The organism is Nitriliruptor sp. (genome assembly GCF_040882075.1).
GTDB lineage: Bacteria > Actinomycetota > Nitriliruptoria > Nitriliruptorales > Nitriliruptoraceae > Nitriliruptor.
Genome location: NZ_JBBEBZ010000027.1, coordinates 13,401 through 31,441 on the forward strand (window position 1 = coordinate 13,401; position 18,041 = coordinate 31,441).

Annotated in this window: 16 protein-coding genes; 9 read left to right on the plus strand and 7 right to left on the minus strand. The window is 72.7% G+C overall.

Annotation, left to right across the window (positions count from 1 at the left end):
• Positions 1-56: 56 nt before the first annotated feature.
• The 3 genes from WEB03_RS01520 to WEB03_RS01530 all read left to right on the plus strand — a co-directional run bounded on the left by WEB03_RS01520 (position 57) and on the right by WEB03_RS01530 (position 4,474).
• On the plus strand, positions 57-1,805 hold the full coding sequence (locus WEB03_RS01520; protein WP_368069204.1) for an ABC-F family ATP-binding cassette domain-containing protein: 1,749 nt from the start codon (positions 57-59) through the stop codon (positions 1,803-1,805).
• Positions 1,806-1,949: 144 nt separating this feature from the next.
• Entirely contained in the window at positions 1,950-3,128 is a 1,179-nt protein-coding gene (locus WEB03_RS01525) for a sigma-70 family RNA polymerase sigma factor (protein WP_368069205.1), read from the plus strand.
• 77 nt (positions 3,129-3,205) lie between these two features.
• The gene (locus WEB03_RS01530) at positions 3,206-4,474 is read left to right on the plus strand and encodes a transglycosylase SLT domain-containing protein (RefSeq protein ID WP_368069206.1); all 1,269 of its coding nucleotides are present in this window, start codon (positions 3,206-3,208) and stop codon (positions 4,472-4,474) included.
• 236 nt (positions 4,475-4,710) lie between these two features.
• On the opposite strand, the gene WEB03_RS01535 is transcribed toward WEB03_RS01530, so the two are convergent.
• On the minus strand, positions 4,711-5,022 hold the full coding sequence (locus WEB03_RS01535) for a DUF2087 domain-containing protein (protein ID WP_368069229.1): 312 nt from the start codon (positions 5,020-5,022) through the stop codon (positions 4,711-4,713).
• 177 nt (positions 5,023-5,199) lie between these two features.
• Between WEB03_RS01535 and WEB03_RS01540 the strand changes: the two genes are divergently transcribed.
• Both WEB03_RS01540 and WEB03_RS01545 read left to right on the plus strand, forming a co-directional pair.
• Positions 5,200-6,180, plus strand: coding sequence for a DMT family transporter (locus WEB03_RS01540; RefSeq protein ID WP_368069207.1), 981 nt, complete (start codon positions 5,200-5,202; stop codon positions 6,178-6,180).
• 201 nt (positions 6,181-6,381) lie between these two features.
• Positions 6,382-6,843 carry a universal stress protein gene (locus WEB03_RS01545; RefSeq protein ID WP_368069208.1) on the plus strand — a complete coding sequence of 154 codons (462 nt, stop codon included), beginning with the start codon at positions 6,382-6,384 and terminating at the stop codon, positions 6,841-6,843.
• A gap of 40 nt (positions 6,844-6,883) precedes the next feature.
• Here the strand turns inward: WEB03_RS01545 and WEB03_RS01550 are convergent, their stop codons facing one another.
• Positions 6,884-7,339 (minus strand): hypothetical protein, encoded by a 456-nt coding sequence (locus WEB03_RS01550; protein ID WP_368069209.1) that lies wholly within the window; start codon positions 7,337-7,339, stop codon positions 6,884-6,886.
• A 185-nt stretch (positions 7,340-7,524) separates the two neighbouring features.
• Here WEB03_RS01550 and WEB03_RS01555 point away from each other — a divergent pair, with 185 nt between their 5' ends.
• From WEB03_RS01555 to WEB03_RS01570, 4 genes are all read left to right on the plus strand, one after another.
• Positions 7,525-8,499, plus strand: a complete 975-nt coding sequence (locus tag WEB03_RS01555) for a 5'-3' exonuclease H3TH domain-containing protein (RefSeq protein ID WP_368069230.1) — start codon at positions 7,525-7,527, stop codon at positions 8,497-8,499.
• A 72-nt stretch (positions 8,500-8,571) separates the two neighbouring features.
• Complete coding sequence (locus WEB03_RS01560; RefSeq protein ID WP_368069210.1) at positions 8,572-9,111, plus strand: MarR family winged helix-turn-helix transcriptional regulator; 540 nt, start codon at positions 8,572-8,574, stop codon at positions 9,109-9,111.
• A 128-nt stretch (positions 9,112-9,239) separates the two neighbouring features.
• Complete coding sequence (locus WEB03_RS01565; RefSeq protein WP_368069211.1) at positions 9,240-9,875, plus strand: peroxiredoxin; 636 nt, start codon at positions 9,240-9,242, stop codon at positions 9,873-9,875.
• A gap of 73 nt (positions 9,876-9,948) precedes the next feature.
• Complete coding sequence (locus WEB03_RS01570) at positions 9,949-10,845, plus strand: DNA-3-methyladenine glycosylase (protein WP_368069212.1); 897 nt, start codon at positions 9,949-9,951, stop codon at positions 10,843-10,845.
• Positions 10,846-10,851: 6 nt separating this feature from the next.
• Here the strand turns inward: WEB03_RS01570 and WEB03_RS01575 are convergent, their stop codons facing one another.
• The 5 genes from WEB03_RS01575 to WEB03_RS01595 all read right to left on the minus strand — a co-directional run bounded on the left by WEB03_RS01575 (position 10,852) and on the right by WEB03_RS01595 (position 18,014).
• A complete protein-coding gene (locus tag WEB03_RS01575; RefSeq protein ID WP_368069213.1) occupies positions 10,852-11,826 on the minus strand; it encodes an NAD(P)/FAD-dependent oxidoreductase in 975 nt (324 codons plus the stop codon).
• Positions 11,827-12,050: 224 nt separating this feature from the next.
• Complete coding sequence (locus WEB03_RS01580; RefSeq protein WP_368069214.1) at positions 12,051-13,883, minus strand: hypothetical protein; 1,833 nt, start codon at positions 13,881-13,883, stop codon at positions 12,051-12,053.
• A gap of 129 nt (positions 13,884-14,012) precedes the next feature.
• On the minus strand, positions 14,013-15,674 hold the full coding sequence (dacB, locus tag WEB03_RS01585; protein WP_368069215.1) for a D-alanyl-D-alanine carboxypeptidase/D-alanyl-D-alanine-endopeptidase: 1,662 nt from the start codon (positions 15,672-15,674) through the stop codon (positions 14,013-14,015).
• A gap of 53 nt (positions 15,675-15,727) precedes the next feature.
• A complete protein-coding gene (locus WEB03_RS01590; RefSeq protein WP_368069216.1) occupies positions 15,728-16,864 on the minus strand; it encodes an RNA polymerase sigma factor RpoD/SigA in 1,137 nt (378 codons plus the stop codon).
• A 259-nt stretch (positions 16,865-17,123) separates the two neighbouring features.
• Positions 17,124-18,014, minus strand: a complete 891-nt coding sequence (locus WEB03_RS01595; protein ID WP_368069217.1) for a bile acid:sodium symporter family protein — start codon at positions 18,012-18,014, stop codon at positions 17,124-17,126.
• Positions 18,015-18,041 lie beyond the last annotated feature (27 nt).

Below are 18,041 nucleotides of genomic sequence, written 5' to 3' on the forward strand. Positions count from 1 at the left end.
GGCGGCGTCAGCGGGTGCGGTCAGGCTACCCCCGACGGCGGCCTACCCTGCTCGCCATGCACCTCATCTCGGTGGACCGCGTCGGCGCGTCCGTGGAGGGTCGGACCCTCTTCTCGGACGTGTCCTTCGGCCTGTCCTCCGAGCACCGGGTGGGACTGGTCGGTCCGAACGGGTCGGGCAAGACCACGCTGCTGCGGATCCTCGCCGGCGAACGCGCACCGGACGAGGGCCAGGTCGTGGCTCGGGGCGGCATGCGCACCGGGATGCTCGCTCAGGACCCGCTGCTGCCGGACGTCCCCGCGCTCGACGCCGTGCTCGAGGCCGATCCCACGGCGCGCCCCGACGAGGGCGAGCGGCTGCTGGCCGCCCTCCGGGTCGACCCCGCGCAGCTGACCTCGCAGATGTCCGGCGGGCAGCGCCGACGGGTCGACCTCGCCCGGACCCTGCTCCCCCCGTCGGATCTGCTGATCCTGGACGAACCCACCAACCACCTCGACGTCGACACCATCGACTGGCTCGAGGACGAGCTGCGCCGACGGACCGGCGCCGTCGTCCTCGTGACCCACGATCGCTACGTGCTCGAGCGCGTGACCGACCGGATGCTCGACCTCGTGCCGCCCTCGGCGCACCGCGAGGGCACCGTCGTCTGGCACGAGGGCTCCTACTCCTCGTTGCTCCAGGCTCGGGTCGAGCGGGCCGCCACCGAACAGCGGGCCACGGCCCGGGCGAACAACCTGCTGCGCAAGGAGGTCGCGTGGCTCCAGCGCGGCCCGAAGGCACGCAGCAGCAAACCGAAGTTCCGCACCGAGCAGGTCGAGGTACTCCGCGCGGCCGCCAGCGGTGACGAGGACGCGCGGCCGCTCGAGCTCGGGACGGGACGCCGGCGGCTCGGCAACGACGTCTTCGAGCTCCGCGGGGTGAGCCTGCGACGTGGCGACGTGCAGGTCCTCGACGGGGTCGATCTCGGCATCGGTCCCGGCGAACGTGTGGGCATCGTCGGGCCGAACGGCGCGGGCAAGTCCACCCTCCTCCACGTCCTGGCAGGGCGGCTCCCGGTCGACGGCGGCGAGGTGAAGGTCGGCACCACCGTCCAGCTCGGGTTGTACGAGCAGTCCGCGGGGGCCGGGCTCGACGGGTCGCGGACCGTCCTCGACAGCGTGCTCGACGTCGCGACCCACGTGCCGCTCGCCAACGGTGAGACCCTGCCCGCGCACCGGTTGGCCGAGCGGTTCGGGTTCGACGGCCAGCTCCAGCGGACCCCGATCGGACTGCTGTCGGGTGGCGAGCGACGTCGGGTCGCGTTGCTGCACCTGCTGGTGGCGGCCCCGAACGTCCTGCTGCTCGACGAGCCGACCAACGACCTCGACCTCGACACGCTGGCGGTGCTCGAGGACCACCTCGACGGGTTCGCCGGCACCCTCGTCGTCGCCTCGCACGACCGGTTCACCCTCGACCGGCTCACCGACCGCACCATCGCGGTGGCGCGCGGCCGGTTGACCGAACACCTCGACTGGGACGGGCACCGAGCGGCGGCGAACACCACCGCGTCCGGGTCGGGGCCCGCGCGCGGCGGACCGAACCGCGACAACCGCGAACGGCAGGCGGCACGCAAGCGCGTCCGCCAGCTCGAGACCCGGGTCGCGACCCTCACGGGACGACGCGACGAGCTGCACGACGCGATGATCACGGCGGCCACGGACCCCGACCGACTCCGAGCGCTCCAGGCCGAACTCGACCAGGTCACCACCGAACTCGCCAGCGCCGAGGAGGCCTGGCTCGAGCTCGCCGTGGACCTCGACGGCTGACGGCGACCGAGCTTGCCCGCCGGTGTACGAGCCCGCCCACTAGCCTGTGGAGCAGCCGGGAGGCGAGGGAGCCGTCGGCCGGACCGTGCGGACCGTGCGGACCGTGCGGAGCGATCCGGTGCACGTCGGCCCCCGGGGAGTGACGTGGCAGCCCAGGATGTCGCTGACGACGAGGCCCGTACGGTCGCGCCTCGCGTGGATCGTGATCGTGCTGGGCTCGGGGACCTGCTCGCCCAGGTCGAGAGCCGCGGGTACGTCCTGCTGTCGGAGATCCACGACCTCCACGATCCGCTCGAGGACGCCTCGGACTGGCCGGACCGGTTCGCCGCCACGGTCCGCGACCGCGGTCTCGAGGTCGTCGACGATCTGACCGATGACGGCACGGGGACGACCCCCGCACCGACCACGCCATCGACCACGGACGGCGTCCGCTACTACCTCAACGCCATCGGGCGCGTCCCGCTGCTGACGGCCGAGGAGGAGGTCGACCTCGCCAAGCGGCTCCAGGGTGGGCTCGAGGCGGCCGCGCGGCTGGCCGACGGGACGGCGCGCACGGTCGCGGCCCGAGCGCAGCTGCGGCGCCTCGTTCGCGACGGGGAACGAGCCCAGGAGCGGCTCGTGACCGCCAACCTCCGGCTGGTGGTCTCGGTCGCTCGCCGCTACCTCGGTCGGGGCCTGTCCCTGCTGGAGCTGGTGCAGGAGGGAAACCTCGGTCTGATGCGCGGTGTCGAGAAGTTCGACCACACCAAGGGCTACAAGTTCTCGACCTACGCGACGTGGTGGATCCGGCAGGCGCTCACCCGCGGGACGGCGAACAAGGCCCGCGCGGTCCGGTTGCCCGTCCACGTACACGAGCTGGTGGCCAAGATCCGGCGCACCGAGTTCGAGCTGCTGCAGGTCGTCGGCCGCGATCCGACCGACGCCGAGGTGGCCGAGGCGCTCGGCCTCACCGTCGAACGGCTGGCGGAACTGCGGCTCGCGGGCCGGGAGGTGACCTCGCTCGACCGCACGGTCGGCGAGGACGGCGGCAGCACACTCGGGGACCTGGTCCCCGACGACGACGCGCTCGACCCGTCGGTCCAGGCCACCGCCGGGGTCGCGCGGCACGAGGTCGCGTTCGCGCTCGCGCAGCTGCACGACCGCGAACGCGGCGTCATCGAGCTGCGCTACGGGCTCGACGGTGCCGACCCGCGGACGCTCGAGGAGATCGGCGAGGTCTACGGAGTGACGCGCGAGCGCATCCGGCAGATCGAGAAGAAGTCCCTCGCCAAGCTGCGCCACCCGTCCCACGCCCGCGGCCTCCGGGACCTCACCGGGGACTAGGGCTGAAGTCGCGGCACCGAGGTGCCGATGGAGCGAGGGGTGCCGTCCGGCAGCCCATCACGTGTGTGAGGTCGTCCGTGCGGTCGAGGTCGCGTCGAGGTCCGCTGGCAGCGTTCCTCGCCGCCTGCGTGATCGTCGTCGTGTCCGCGGGTGGCGCGTCGGGCTCACCGGCACCGACGCTGGACGACGCCCGCGACCAGCTGACGACCGCGAGCCGGGAGCTCGACGAGGTCGCCGCCGCCGTGCGACGTGTCAACGATGAGGTCGCGGCATCCGACGTCCGGCTCCGCGAGGCCGCGACCTCGCTGTCGCAGGTCCGAGCCCAGCTGGCCGACGCATCGACGGCTGCGGACGCGTCGGCCGCCGAGGAACGGGAAGCCGCAGCCACCCTCCAAGCCGCGACCAGCGAGCTCACCGCGATCGCGGAGCGCCACCGGACCGGGCGTGACCGGCTCGCCGAGCAAGCGGTGACGGCCTACAAGCGAGGTGGGAGCGCGGCGCCCGGTCTGCTGTTCGGCGGCGTGGTCCGCGCGGGTGACCTCCACGAGGTCGCCGTGACGCGCGACGTGTTGCACCAGCTGCTGACCGACCAGCGCGCCGACGTCGACGCCGACGCTGCCCTCACCCGCGCCACGGCCACCGCCAACGCCTCGGTCGGCGACGCCCGGCGACGCGCCGTGGACACCGCTCGGACCGCCGCAGCCGAGCGTCGCCGCGTCGCCGATCTCGTCGCCACGCAGGAGCAGCTGGTCACCACCGTCACCCGGGAGACCGAGACCCGCCGGGCCGCGTTGGCGACGCTCGAGGCGGATGCGGCCGCTCGGGCGGTGCTCGTGCGTGAGCTCGAGGCGCGGGTCGCTGCGCTCGAGCTGTCCGCGGTGAGCGTCCGTGTCCCGGTCCGCGTCATCGAGGCCCTCGACGGCCCGCCACCCAGCTGGGCCGCGGGTCTCCCAGGGCACGGACGGGCGTGGGCGGCCACCATCGATGCCATCGCCGCAGGTCAGGGCATCGACGGGCGGCTGCTGGCGGCGATCGTCTGGACCGAGTCGAACTTCCGTCCCGACGCGGTGTCGCACGCGGGCGCGCTCGGGATGTCGCAGCTGATGCCAGGTACGGCGCGTGGGCTCGGGGTGGACCCGCGTGATCCGGTGCAGAACATCACCGGCGGCGCCCGCTACCTGTCGACCCAGCTCGATGCCTTCGGACGGGTCGACCTGGCGCTCGCCGCCTACAACGCGGGGCCCGGACGCGTGCGGGGTGCCGGCAACGCCGTCCCCGACATCGTCGAGACCCAGCTCTACGTGGTCCGCGTCCTCGACCGCTTCCACGCCCTCAGCACCCTCTGAGTCCGTCAACGGGTGTCGATGGGTCGGCCGACTCGCCCGCCCGTGACCGTACGGCGCAGGCCGGGAGACGACACGGCGACGCATCGAGCACCTACGGCGGTTCCCGCCTGGTCGGCCCCTCGGACACCCGGACACCCGGAGCCCATCCGATCGGTGCGCTCGACCCACCGGGGTGCTCGTGTGGCGCCAGCGCCACGTCAGGACCCCGCGAGCCCGACCGATGGGTGCGCGCCGGCCTACCGGGGCGCTGGTGTGGCGCCAGCGCCACGTAGGGACCCCGCAAGCCGAGGACGGGGCGGGCCGAGCCAGTAGGCAACGCCCGTGATGGCTACCCGCGCGGCGGCGGACTGCTCGGTCCGAGACTCCCATCGAGCCCTCCAGTTCGGGGCGACCATGAGGCCAGACCGGACACAGGTGCTTATCCGGTTGAAGCGGCCGAGACGCCGGTCCACCTTCGGTTCGAGGTAGCGCTCCCCCGGCTCGAACTCGAGCGCCAACCGTGCGAGCACGACGAGTCGCTTGGAACGCTTCACGGGGAGGACCGGCAGATGCTCGCCGACGAAGAAAGCGCGCGAGGAGCCACCGTTCGTCCTCGGTCATCCCGAGCCCGATGCGGGTGTCGAGGCCCACACCTCCTCCGTCCTCCGCGTGGTCGGCGTCAGTGGTACCGGACCGGTCCCGGCATCGACTCCCGTTAGCCTCGCCGCCCCCGCTGGAGGTGCCGCGTGTCCGTTGTTCGCCAACCATCGCGGTTCGCCGTCGGCGGGGCGTTGCTGCTCGGCGTGCTGGCGGTCTCCTCCTCGGCCATCCTGTCGCGGTACGCCATGGGCGACGACCCCCAGGTGGCGCGGGCCGCCGCGGGCGCGGCGCCGGCGCTGGCGGTGGCCTTCTGGCGGTGCGCGCTCGGGTCGGTGGCCCTGGCCCCGCTCGCCTGGCGGGCTCACCGACGCAGCCCGGTCGCGCTCACCGCGACCCGCCGCCGCCAACTGCTCGGCTCCGGCGCGTCCCTCGGGCTGCACTTCGGGCTGTTCCAGGCGTCGCTCGCCCTCACCACCGTGGCCTCCGCGACCACGCTGGCGACCATGTCGCCGCTGTTCGTCGTCCTCGGCGCGTGGTGGTTCCTGCGCGAACCGACCGACCGGCGCACGGGGATCGGTGTGGCGGTCACGATCGTCGGGGCGCTGGTGATCGGTGCCGGCGACCTGACCGCGGTGGACCTCGGGCCGCGCGCCCTGCTCGGTGACGGGCTCGCGTTCGCCAGCGCGATCGCCGTCAGCGGCTACCTCCTGGCAGGCCGCGCCGCCCGCCGCGACGTCCCGGCCACGGTGTACTCCTGCCTGGTCTACGCGGTCGCCGCGCTCGTGCTGCTGCCGGCCTGCCTGGCGGTCGGCGTGCCGCTGGCGGGGTTCGATGCCGGGACGTGGGCGGCTATCGCCGGCATCGTCATCGGCCCCCAGCTGCTCGGCCACAGCGTCTTCAACGCCCTGCTCGCCCACGTCCCCGCCACGGTCATCTCGACGGTGGTGCTGTCCGAGCCGATCGGTGCCGGCATCCTGGCGTGGCTGCTGCTCGGCGAGCTCCCGGCTGCCGCCTTCGCCCTCGGCGCGCCACTCGTCCTCGTCGGCGTCGCCGTGGCCGCCGGCACGCGCGGGCCGGTGGCGGCACCCGACGCCCCGGTCGCCACCGTCGGCCCCGACGGAACCTGAATCCACCGAACAGGGGCTGCTGGCCAGACCCCGCACCCACCACGACGTCCTCACCAACCGTGCCACCCGTCAGCAGGTCCAGGTCCGCGGACCGCACATCTCGCCGAGCCAGCGACGACCCGGTAGGGTGTCCGACCGGCCTTGCCCGTGATCGAGCCACCCCCGACCATCGGGTCAGGTCATCTCGAGAGAGGAGCCGGTGTGGGCGTCATCGTGGTGGGGGTCGACGGTTCCGAGGAGTCACGAGCGGCGTTGGGCTGGGCAGCGAACGAGGCTCGCCTGCGCACCGCTGCGTTACGTGCCGTGTACGTCTACGAACACACCCCGGCGTGGCAGATGTACGGCTACGGCGACATGACCGCGCCGATAGGCATCCCCGAGCGGTCCATCGAGGACACCGCGGTGGAAGCCGCCCGGCACGCACGGCAGCTCGTCGAGCGCATGGTCGCGCAGCTCGACGACCACGATCTGCCGGTCGAGGTCGTGGTTCACGAGGACCGCCGGCCCGCGAGGGCACTCGTCGAACTGGCCAACAGCGCCGAGCTGCTGGTCGTCGGCTCACGTGGACGCGGCGGGTTCTCGGGGCTGCTTCTGGGTTCCGTGAGCCAGCAGTGCGTCCAGCACGCGCACTGCCCGGTGGTCGTGCTCCCGCCCCAGGAGTAGACCGGATCGGACAGCACGACGTCGTTGCCGCGCGGCCTCTTCAGAGGAACAGCGGCAGCGTCGGCCGCTCCTCGAGCAACCCGACGATCGCGCCGAGCACGCGCCCGTCGCCGGCTGCCGCATCGAGGCGGGCGACCAACGTGGCGACGTCGAGCTCCGCATCGACCTCGACGTCGCGGCCGAGCACCGTCATCGTCCCCCGCAACCGGAGCGCCGCATCGAGCCACGTCGCGTCGAGTCCCTCGCGGGGCGCACGCAGGAGCGTGGCGTCCTGCTCGTCGACGAGCCGAAGCGCGGTCCGGTCCACGACGAAGCCGAGCCGTGCACCTCGCGGCAGCTCGACACCGGTCACACCGGGCAGCACCACGAGGCCACGGTCGGCGACGTGATCGAGCAGGACCCCACCGGCACCTCCCGACGGGACCGCGGCGACCAGCAACGGCAGACCGCCGAGGGTCACGGTCCGGACGCCGACCCCGACCAGCGCGTCGTTCACGCCGAGAACCGCTGGTGCTCCGCGCCGAGGCCGGCGGACGCGCCGGTGACGAGCGCACGCTCGATGCGGGTGGTCACGGACGGCTCCTGAGGGCTCGGGGCGGGACGGTCCGAGGCTACCCACCCGGTACGGTCGGTCCGGTCCGCGTCCGCCTCGTCGCACCACGGAGCGTCCCGTTGCCCACCGTGCTCGCCGTCGATGGCAACTCGCTCGGACACCGGGCCTTCCACGCCAAGCACCGCGACGAACCGACCGGGCCGTTCGTGACCGCGACGGTCCTCGGGATGCTCGCGACCGCCTGGTCCTACGGCCCGTACGACGCGGTGGTCGTGGGCTTCGACCACCCGGTCAACCGTCGCAAGCTCGAGCACCCGGAGTACAAGGCGCACCGGCCCGCCAACCACCCCGATCTCGCCGGCCACCTGCAGGCCCTCCGCCGCGACCTCGAGGCCTGCGGCTTCCGCGTCGTCGAACAGGAGGGGGTCGAAGCCGACGACCTGCTCGCCGCGACGGCGGACGCGTGCGGAGCGGTGGGCTGGTCCTGCGACCTGCTGACCTCGGACCGTGACCTGACCGCCGTGGTGGGCCCGACGACACGTCTGCTGCGGCCGCGCGCGTCGATGTCCGACCTGCTCGTCGAGGACGAGGCCGCGGTACGGGCCACCTACGGCATCGAGCCCTGGCAGTACGTCGATCTCGCCGCGCTGCGCGGTGACCCCTCCGACGGGCTGAAAGGTGCGGACGGCGTCGGGCCGAAGATCGCCGCACGGTTGCTCCGCGACCACGGCAGCGTGCTCGGGATCTACGCCGCACTGCACGACCTGCACCCGAAGCTCGAGGCCGGGCTGCGTGCCTCACGGGCTGACGTCGAACGCAACCTCGTCCTGATGGCTCCGATCCCCCACCTCGAGGTGGACGTGGTCGGAGCGGTCGATGGAGGCTGCGATCCGGAACGTGTGGTCGCAGCCTGCGCCGATCTCGGCATCCCGTGGGCCGGTGCCAGGTTCCGCAACGCGGTGACGGCACCGCCACCACCGCCGATGCCGCCACCACCGTCGGACCCCGACGACAGCTACGACGCGGTGATCCGCGACGTCACCTCCCGGGTGCGACCGGTCGTCGCGACCGCCACCGATGGCGAACAGGTCGCACTGTTCTGATGCCTCCCGCCGGATCGTCCGTCCGGACGTGCCGGCGGGGTGGTCCGAACCCTCACGGCTAGGGTCCCGCAGATGGACGGACCGAGCACCTCAGGCGCGACCGACGACACCGGCGACCACGTCGATCACCTGCTCGCTCAGTGGTCCCGTGAACGTCCGGAGCTCGACACCTCGGTGCTGCGCCTCGTCGCTCGTCTGGTCCGGCTGACGCGTTACATGGACCGGGATCTGGTCGACCACCTCGCGCCGTGGGGCCTGAAGGACGGTGAGCAGAACGTGCTGGCCGCGCTGCGGCGTGCGGGCCCGCCCTACGAGCTCACGCCGACCGAGCTGTACCGGTCGCTGCTCGTCTCGTCGGGGGCGATGACCAACCGGCTCGATCGTCTCGAGGCGGCCGGCTTGATCGTCCGGACGCCGGACGCCCACGACCGACGCCGCACCCGGGTCGGCCTGACCGATCGCGGACGGGAGACCATCGACGCGGCCCTCGACGCCCACGTCGAGGCGCTGAGTGCGACCTTCGCCGGCCTGGACGTCGCCGAGGCGGACGCCCTCGAGGACGCCCTGCGAGGCATCCTGCGGCGGCTCGAGGCTCGCGACGACGAGGCCTGACCGTCACCCCGTGCGGCCGTTCGCACCGTTCACACGGTCGGACCCTGACCGGCCGTGGGGGTGGGCCGTACCGTCGGGGTACCACGTCGCGCCCCCCGCGCGCGCCCCGATCGAGAGGTTCCCGCACGATGTCGATCCGCCTCGGAGACACCGCTCCCGACTTCACCGCCGCCACCACCGAGGGCGAGCTCAGCTTCCTCGACTGGAAGGGTGACAGCTGGGCGGTCCTGTTCAGCCACCCCAAGGACTTCACCCCGGTCTGCACCACCGAGCTCGGGGCCGTCGCCAAGCTCAAGGACGAGTTCGACGCCCGCGGAACAAAGGTCATCGGTCTGTCGGTGAGCCCGCTCGAGGACCACGAGGTCTGGAAGAAGGACATCGAGGAGACCCAGGGTGTCGACGAGCTCAACTTCCCGATCATCGCCGACCCGGAACGGAAGGTCGCCGACCTCTACGACATGATCCACCCGGAGGTCAGCGAGACCACCACGGTGCGATCGGTCTTCATCATCGGACCGGACGACAAGGTCAAGCTCACGCTCACCTACCCCGCATCGACGGGGCGCAACTTCGACGAGCTGCTGCGCGTCATCGACTCGCTGCAGCTGACCTCGAAGGAGCAGCTCGCGACGCCGGCGAACTGGACCAAGGGCGACAAGGTCATCGTCACGCCCGCCGTGTCCGACGAGGACGCCCGACAACGCTTCGGTGAGATCGACGCGCCGCGTCCGTACCTGCGGTACGTGGCGGACCCGACGGCCTGAGCCGCGCCGCGCAGACCGGGACCCACGCCTCGGCGTGGGTCCCGTCGTACCGACGGCCGGTAGCGTCCCACCGATGCGGTCCTTCAGCGTTCCCCTCGCGGTCGACCTGCGGCGATCGCTGTCGCCGCTGGTCTCGAGCGCGCAGGACCCCACCATCCGGCTGCGACCGGACGAGGTCGTTCGCGCCAGCGTGACGCCGGCCGGCGCCGCGACGATCCACCTGGTCCGGACCAGCGAGCGACGCTTCGACGCGCGGGCGTACGGCCCGGGTGCGGACTGGGCCCTGGACCACGCACCCGCCCTGGTCGGCGCCGAGGATGACCTCGACGGCTTCACGCCGGAGCGCCACCCGTTCGTCACCCGCGCCCACCGCCAACGGCACGGCCTGCGGATCGTGCGGACCGGCACGGCGTGGGACCTGCTCGTGCCGACCATCCTGGCCCAGCGCGTCACGGGCGGCGAGGCGGCGCGGGCGTGGACCCGGCTGGTGCGTCAGCACGGGTCGCCCGCACCGGGCGCGTTCGGGTTGTCGCTGGCGCCGTCGCCGGAGGTCTGCGCCGCCCTCCCCGACCACGTGTGGCACCGATCGGGGGTGGAACGGTCCCGGGCCGCAGCCGTGCGGAGCGCCGCCAAGCACGCGACGAAGCTCGAGCGGGCGCTCGAGCTGGCACGAGACGCTCGCTTGCGCACCTTCTGCCTGGTCCCGGGTATCGGACCGTGGACCGCCGAGCTCACGCTCCGGAGCGCCGCCGGAGATCCGGACGCGGTCGAGGTGGGCGACTTCCACGTCAAGAACCAGGTGGCGTGGAACCTCGCCGGTCGACCGCGGGGCACCGACGACGAGATGCTGGAGCTGTTGGCGCCCTTCGCCGGTCACCGCGGACGGGTGGTCCGGCTGGTCACCAGCGCGGGCCAGCGACCGCCAGCCTTCGGTCCGCGCCTGCGGGTCGTCCCCGTCGACCGGCTCTGAGCGAACTCAGCCGGAGCTGTGGCCGGGGAAGACGCGGGCGCTCGGGTCGATGTAGACCGCCGCGTTGTTCACCGCGGTCGCCGCCTCGCCGAAACCGACGGCGATCAGACGCACCTTGCCGTCGTAGTCGGTGATGTCACCAGCGGCGAAGACCCCCGGCAGGTTGGTCTCCATGCGCGTGTCGACCAGGACGTGCCGGCCATCGATCTCGATGTGCCAGCTCTTGAGCGGACCGAGGTCGGACTTGAACCCGAGGGCGGCCACGACGGCCTGCACCTTCAGGGTCTCGCGCTCGTCGGTCTTGTTGTGGAACACCTCGACCGACTCGATGCCGTCCTCGCCGCGGATGTTGGCGACCTCGGTGAAGGTCAAGACCCGGACGCTCGACTCGTAGAGCTTGTTGACCGAGTCCTCGTGGGCACGGAAGCGGTCGCGGCGGTGGATGAGGGTGATGGAACGGGCGATGCCCTCGAGGTTCAGCGCCCAGTCGCACGCCGAGTCACCGCCACCGACGATCAGGACGTCCTTGTCGCGCATGACCTCGAGCTCGCGGACGAAGTACACCAGGCCCTTGCCCTCGTAGTCGTCGCCGTCGGGCAGCGGACGGGGCGTGAACGTGCCGATACCGCCGGTGATGACCACGGCCTTGGTGGCGACCTCGGCGCCCTTGTGGGTGCCGATGACGAAGGACCCGTCGTCCTGCTTGGTCAGCGTCTCGGCGCGGTGGCCGAGCAGGTAGGTCGGGTCGAAGGGAGCGGCCTGCTCGACGCACCGCTCGATCAGGTCCTGCCCCTTGACGGCCGGGAAGCCCGCGACGTCGAAGATCATCTTCTCGGGGTACAGGGCCGCGACCTGCCCGCCGGGTTCGGGTAGCGAGTCGAGCACCGCGACCTTGAGCCCCCGGAAACCGGCGTAGTAGGCGCCGTAGAGGCCCGCGGGCCCGGCACCGATGATGGTCAGATCGGCCTCGTGTCGTCCCACGACAGCTCTCCTCGGAGGTTCTGGTCGCCACCGCAGCGCCGACCCGGCCCGCGCACCGTACGCGGCAGGTCCCGCCACCCCCGAACCGAGCGCATCCGGCCATCCCGACCGAGGCCGGTCTCGGGGGACGCAGCCGAGCGGTCCACGAGGTGGGGCGGATACACCGGTGCCCCGCGCGATCCGCGCAGGGCACCGAGGGGTTCCGTCCGTCCCTTCGGGTCAGCTCAGCCGCGACGTCGCAGCGTCGCTGCGGCTCCGAGCGCGGCCAGCCCGAGCAGCGCCGCACCGCCGCCGGTGGCGGGCAGACCCGGCCGGGCCGGGCTCCCGTCAGGTGAGGTCGGACCACCAGGCTGGGAGGGGCTCGCCGGGGACGGGCCGTCCGGACCGGAGGGCACGACCGGGACGCCCGGACCGCCCGGCGTCGTCCCATCCAGCGGTCCGACACCGACGGCCGCGGTTGCCGGGGCGGCGTCGAGGTCGATGAGCGGGTCACCGATGGCCGATAGGACCTGGACCGACGCCGTCCCGGAGGTCGCCAGCGTCCCGGCGAGCCCCTCGAGCTCGGTGTCCTCCACGCTCCGCGGCAGCAGGGTGACCGACACGAGGTCGACCAGCGGCGTGGCCCGGAGCTCACTCAGCAGGGCGGTATCGAGCCGGCGGGAGACGTCGTTCAGCCCGTCGTCGAGCCCGGCGAGGACCGGCAGCGCGAAGAGCGAGCCGTCGAGCGTCACGACCGCGTTCGTGGCCGTCCCCGAGGTCTCCTCGGTCCCGAGGTCACCGGTCGCGGTGGCCGACCCCGGTGCGACGCCCACCGCCAGCAGCGGACCGTCGACGAGCTCACCGATGGTGCCCTCGGTCAACAGCGAAGAGACGAGGTCGCCCACGACGGGGATGTCGCTGGTCACGTCGTTCAGCGGTGCCAGCAGGGTCTGGAGCTCGCTCAGCACGGGTGCGATGGCACCGACGAGCACGGGCTCGAGGAGGTCGTCGAGCAGCGGGATGTCGAGGGCGATCCGGACCGCCCCGCCATCGGCCGGACCGGCCGCGGCGTGGACGGTGTCCCCGTCGCGGGCGACGGCGCTCTCGGTCGCGAGCAGGGTGACCGTCAGGGCGCCTTCGGCACCGGCGAGGGCACCGAGCAGCTCACCGCTCGTCAGGTCGATGAGGAGGTCGCCGCCGGTCAGCGCGTCGGTCAGGTCGCCGAGCACGTCGCAGGCCACCGGCAGGGTGCCCGTGATGCTGTCGAGCACGTCGGTGAGCTGGCCCAGCAGGTCGGTCAGCGGGTCCGCAGCCGACGCCGTGGAGAGGAGGCCGACGACCGGGTCGAGCAGTCCACCAGCGTCGCCGTCGCCACCGCCGTCACCACCGCCACCGAGCAGACCACCGAGGCCGAGGCCATCGAGGACACCTTCGAGCTCCCCGATCACACCGTCGAGGTCGCCGGGCAGCGAGCCGCCCTCGCCGCCACCGTCGAGGTTCAGGACGCCGAGTGCGCTCACGCACGCGTCACCGACCTGGTCGAGGAGGCCGGCGAGCTCGCCGTCGAGCTCCGCTTGGACGGGGTCGAGGATCGCATCGAGCGGCAGCGTGGCCAGCAGGTCGGTCAGATCACCGAGCTGGGCGCTGTCGACGTTCAGGACCGACAGCTCGGCGACGCCACCGGTGGCCGAGGCCTCCAGGACGTCGCCTTCGGCGCTCGCGTCGCCGCAGGACAGGCCCGCCCCGATGATGCTGCTGAGCGGCGCCGGGATCACACCCTCACAACGGTCACTGCCGGCGGCTGGGTCGGTGACCCGCGGGCCGTCCGACTGCGCGTCCCGGTCTCCGACCGGGGTGCCACCGAGCGCGAGAGGCGCGACGATGGCGCGCGCTTCACCCGGCACGATCGCCGCGCGGGTGGCGCCGAGGTCGAGCAGGTCGGTCCCCGCCAGATCGAGCGTGAGACCAGCGCTCGCCGCACGCGCGGCGAAGGTGGTCTCGGCGGCACCGGCCGGCACCGCCGTGGCGACCAGTGCCGCGACAGCGACACCGATGGTGAGGGTTCTGATGCGGGCCACGAGCCGGCTCCTGATCGTCAGGTGGGCGGACGCCGAGAGGCACGGATCCGCGACGGCCGGACCGTACGTCTGACCACGGCGTCACCGCCCGGCAGAACGCGGGAATGGTGACAAGATGGTCCCGTCGGACTAGCCCGACGTGCATCGGACGGCGACCGGTGGCTGACCGAGCGGCCCATCCTCACCCGCCCGAGCGAGCGAGCACCCGTCGAGGTCCGCGGTCAGGGCCAACGTCACCTCGTCCATGACGGCGCGGACGACAGCGCGGTTCGCACCGTCGACCCCGTTGCCGAGCACCGTCAGGTGGTAGCGGCGCTCACCGACGGTGCTGGCCGCCAGCGGATCGGTCGTCGCGGAGATGATCTGGCCCGTCAGGCTCGTCACGTCCCGCAACGTCCCGGTCTTGCCGAGCAGCCGGCCCTCGGCGACGGTGCCGACGTAGCGGTCCCGCAGCGTGCCGGAGCCACCGGCGACCGACAGCAGGGAGCGCCAGGTCGCCCCGAACCGCGGGTTGTCGGTCATGCGGCGATCGAGGTCGGTCAGCGTCCGCGCCGTGAGACGGTCGGCCCGGGAGAGCCCGGAGCCGTCCGCGACGACGAGGCCCTCGGCCGGCACGTCGAACCGTTCGAGCACCTGGGTGAAGGCCCGCGGAACGGCCGCCCAGCTGCCATCCCGCGTCCGCGTCCGTGCGACCACCAGGGCGAGCGCGTCGGCGAGGTGGTTGTCGCTGCGCTGGACGGTGAAGCGCAGCACGTCGGCCAGTGACGGTGAGACCGCGGTGACGAGCCGTCCGGTGCTCGGGAGCTCAGCAGGTTCCGAGGTCGCCGATCCGATCACCTCCACGCCACGTTCGCGCAACAGCCGGGTCAGCTCAGCCGCCGCGTGTTGGACCGGGTCGATGGCGAGCGAGGTGCGGACGGTGGGGGGCTGGTCGCTGTCGAGCGCGGCCAGCTGCTCGAGCACGTTGATCGGTGTCGGCGGGTCGTCCGGTGCGGCCCTCGTGTCGCCGTCGGGCGGAGCGTCCGGCGGGTCAGCAGCGGGCCCGTCGGAGCCCTCCCCCTCCGGTCCATCGTCGACCTCGGGGAGCTCGATGCGTGTGACCAGGCCGCCATCGACGGTGAGGCCCGCGGGGTAGCGGCCGTCGAGGCTGTCGAGGTACCGGTCGGGCCAGCCCTCCGGCAGCGTCGGCTCGGCGAACCCCGGTGCGGCGCCCCGGACCTGCCCGGTGACACGCCGGAGGCCGAGCTCCACGAGCCGGTCCGCGACCGCATCCAGCGACGTCCGGGGACGCGCGGGGTAGACCATCCGCGCGTACTCCTCGGTGACCAGGGTCGGGTCACCCGATCCGAGCAGCAGCAGGTCGCCGTCGAGGGTCCCGTCGCCGGTGATGCCAGCCGTCGCCTCGACGGTGGTCGGCAGCCGCGCCCCGGGCCCGAGCGTCGTGAGCGCCGCGGCCGCGGTGACCTGCTTGAGCGTGGACGCCGGGATCAGCGGGGTGTCGGGCGCCAGCGCGACCACCTCACGCCCGGCTTCGTCGACCACGAGGACGCCGAGCGTCAGACCTGGCGCCGCCCGACCGGCCGCGTCGAGGACCTGTTCGAGCCAGCGGGTCAGCTCGGCGCGCGATGCCGGAACGGCGGTGGCAGGTGCGGCTGGCGGCGCCTCGACGACGGGCGGCGCAGCGACGGCAGGTGGAGCGGCTGGTGGCGGGGTGGCAGCTGGGTCGTCCGCGACACCCTCGGTCGTGTCGCTGGCCGCCGGCTCACCGGACGACGAACACGCCGCGACCACGAGCGCGACGACGGCCAGACCGGCCGTCGACGCGCGTCGGAGCCTCAGCAGCTTCAGCTCGGTGCGTCGACGCTGTCGAGCAGGCCGCGCAGCTGGAAGCCGCGCGACGGGTGGCGGAGCTTGGTGAGGGTCTTCTTCTCGATCTGCCGTATGCGCTCGCGCGTCAGCCCGAACTGGGCACCGATGTCCTCGAGGGTGTGCTCCTCGCCGTCCATCAGCCCGTACCGCAGCATCAGCACGGTGCGTTCGCGGTCGGTGAGCGCGGCGAGAGCACGCTCGACCTCGCGCTTGGCGAGCACGGCCGTCGCGGACGATTCCGGGTCGATCGCGTCCTCGTCGGCGACGAGCTCACCCATGGTGGCGTCGCCGTCCTCACCGATCGGCTTGTCGAGCGAGGCGACGTCCTGGGCGGCGAGCTTGACCTCGCGCAGACGCTCGACCGGCAGACCGAGCTCGGCGGCGATCTCGTGTTCGGTGGGTTCGCGGCCGAGCTGCTGCAGCAGCGCGAACTCGGCGTACCGGACCTTGCCCATCAGCTCGTGGACGTGCACGGGGAGGCGGACGGTCCGCCCGGTGTTGGCCAGACCACGCTGGAGCGCCTGACGGATCCACCAGGTCGCGTAGGTCGAGAACTTGTAGCCCTTGGTGTGGTCGAACTTCTCCACGCCGCGGATGAGGCCGAGGTTGCCCTCCTGGATGAGCGAGAGCAGGTCGACGCCACGACCGCGGAACTTGCGCGCCACCGACACCACGAGCCGGAGGTTGGCGCGGATCATGTGGTCCTTGGCGCGCTCGCCGCCACGTCCGACCATGCGCAGCTGCACCTTGCGGCGCGGGGTGAGCTTGGTCCCCGACGCGATGATCGCGTCGGCGGCGAGCCCGGCCTGGTACCGCTTGGCGAGGTCGACCTCCTGCTCGGGGGTGAGCAGGTCGGTACGCCCGATCTCGTTGAGGTACTGCCGCACGGAGTCCGACGAGGCCGACAGCGGCTGCGCTTCGGGGCGATCGGCGTCCTCGACGAGGTCGTCGAGGACCTGCATCCCGAGGTCGCGCGCGGACTGCGCGGTGTCCTCGACCCAGTTCTCGGGGTGGGTCAGCGGGTCGAACAGGTCCTGGAGCTCGCTCAGCAGGACGTAGCCCCGCGAGGCGCCACGCTCGAACAGCTCGGAGGTGGGGGTGACGTCGGTCAAGGGGCTTCCGTCTCGTCCCTGTGGGGCTCGTCCTGGGTCCGACGCGCGCGGGCGGCCGCGGGGGGGTGACTGCCGCGTTCAGCGACGTCCGGTCCCCCGGCGGAGTCCCGCGGCCGGACCGCCACGAGCGGGCCGTGGTGGTGCTCGGGAGGTGGTGTTCTGTCCCGGGAGCGCTGCGCTCCGGCGCGGGACCTGCAGAGGATACGGGGCAACCGCGGGAGTGTCAGCGGACGGGGCCGTCGGGACACCCCGGGTGCGGTCAGGTGTGCGTGGGAACCGGTGGTGCGACGTCGTCGTGGCGGCGCCCGATCAGCACGAGCACCCCCGCGGACACGTACATGAGCAGGCCGTAGACCGCCGAGGGGACGGCCCAGGTCAGGTCGCCGAGGAGGCCTCCGAGGAGGATGCCGAGGGTGGAGTTCTTGACCCCGAGCTCGATGGCCAGCGTCAGGCGGTCGGTCCAGTTCAGTCCGGCGAACCGGCCGAGGACGGCGCCGATCACGATGCCACCGATGTTGAGCAGCAGCACGGCGGGGCCGGCCTGGCGGATCAGCCCGACCACGTCGTCGACCGCGAGCGCGATACCGATGATGAGCGCGACGAGCAGGACCGCACCGAAGATCGCGACCGCCTTCTCCGCCGAGGCCGCCCGGTGGGGGGCGCGGGCGCGGACAGCCATCCCGACCAGGACCGGGACGAGCACGACGGCCACGAGCGTGAGGACGGTGCGCAGGACCGGGACCTCGAGGCTCGTGCCGTCGGCCTGCACGCTGGCCTGCAGGTCGATGGCGAGGTCGGTGAACAGCGGCAGCGACACGATGGTCACGATCGACGCGACCACCGTCAGGACGATGGACAGCGCCACGTTGGCACGGCCGAGGAAGCTGATGAGGTTGGAGGTGGTCCCCCCGGGGCACGCGGCGACGATGATCAGCCCGACCGCGATGGCCGGGTCGAGGTCGAGCACCGAGATGATCACGAACCCGAGCGCGGGCAGCAGCAACAGCTGACCGATCGAGCCGACCACCACCCCCTTCGGGGTCTTCAGCTCGCGACGGAAGTCGCCGACCGTCAGCGTGAGACCGATCCCGACCATGATGATCGCCAGGGCGATCGGTAGACCGATCTCGGTCAGCGGTGACGACTCCACGGGCGGTCCCTCCCTCGGCCGCCTCGC

Bases quoted from the DNA above. Each gene is read 5' to 3' on its own strand.
- WEB03_RS01520 (WP_368069204.1), top strand. From the start codon at position 57: ATGCACCTCATCTCGGTGGACCGCGTCGGCGCGTCCGTGGAGGGTCGG.
- WEB03_RS01560 (WP_368069210.1), top strand. From the start codon at position 8,572: ATGGACGGACCGAGCACCTCAGGCGCGACCGACGACACCGGCGACCAC.
- WEB03_RS01565 (WP_368069211.1), top strand. From the start codon at position 9,240: ATGTCGATCCGCCTCGGAGACACCGCTCCCGACTTCACCGCCGCCACC.
- WEB03_RS01570 (WP_368069212.1), top strand. From the start codon at position 9,949: ATGCGGTCCTTCAGCGTTCCCCTCGCGGTCGACCTGCGGCGATCGCTG.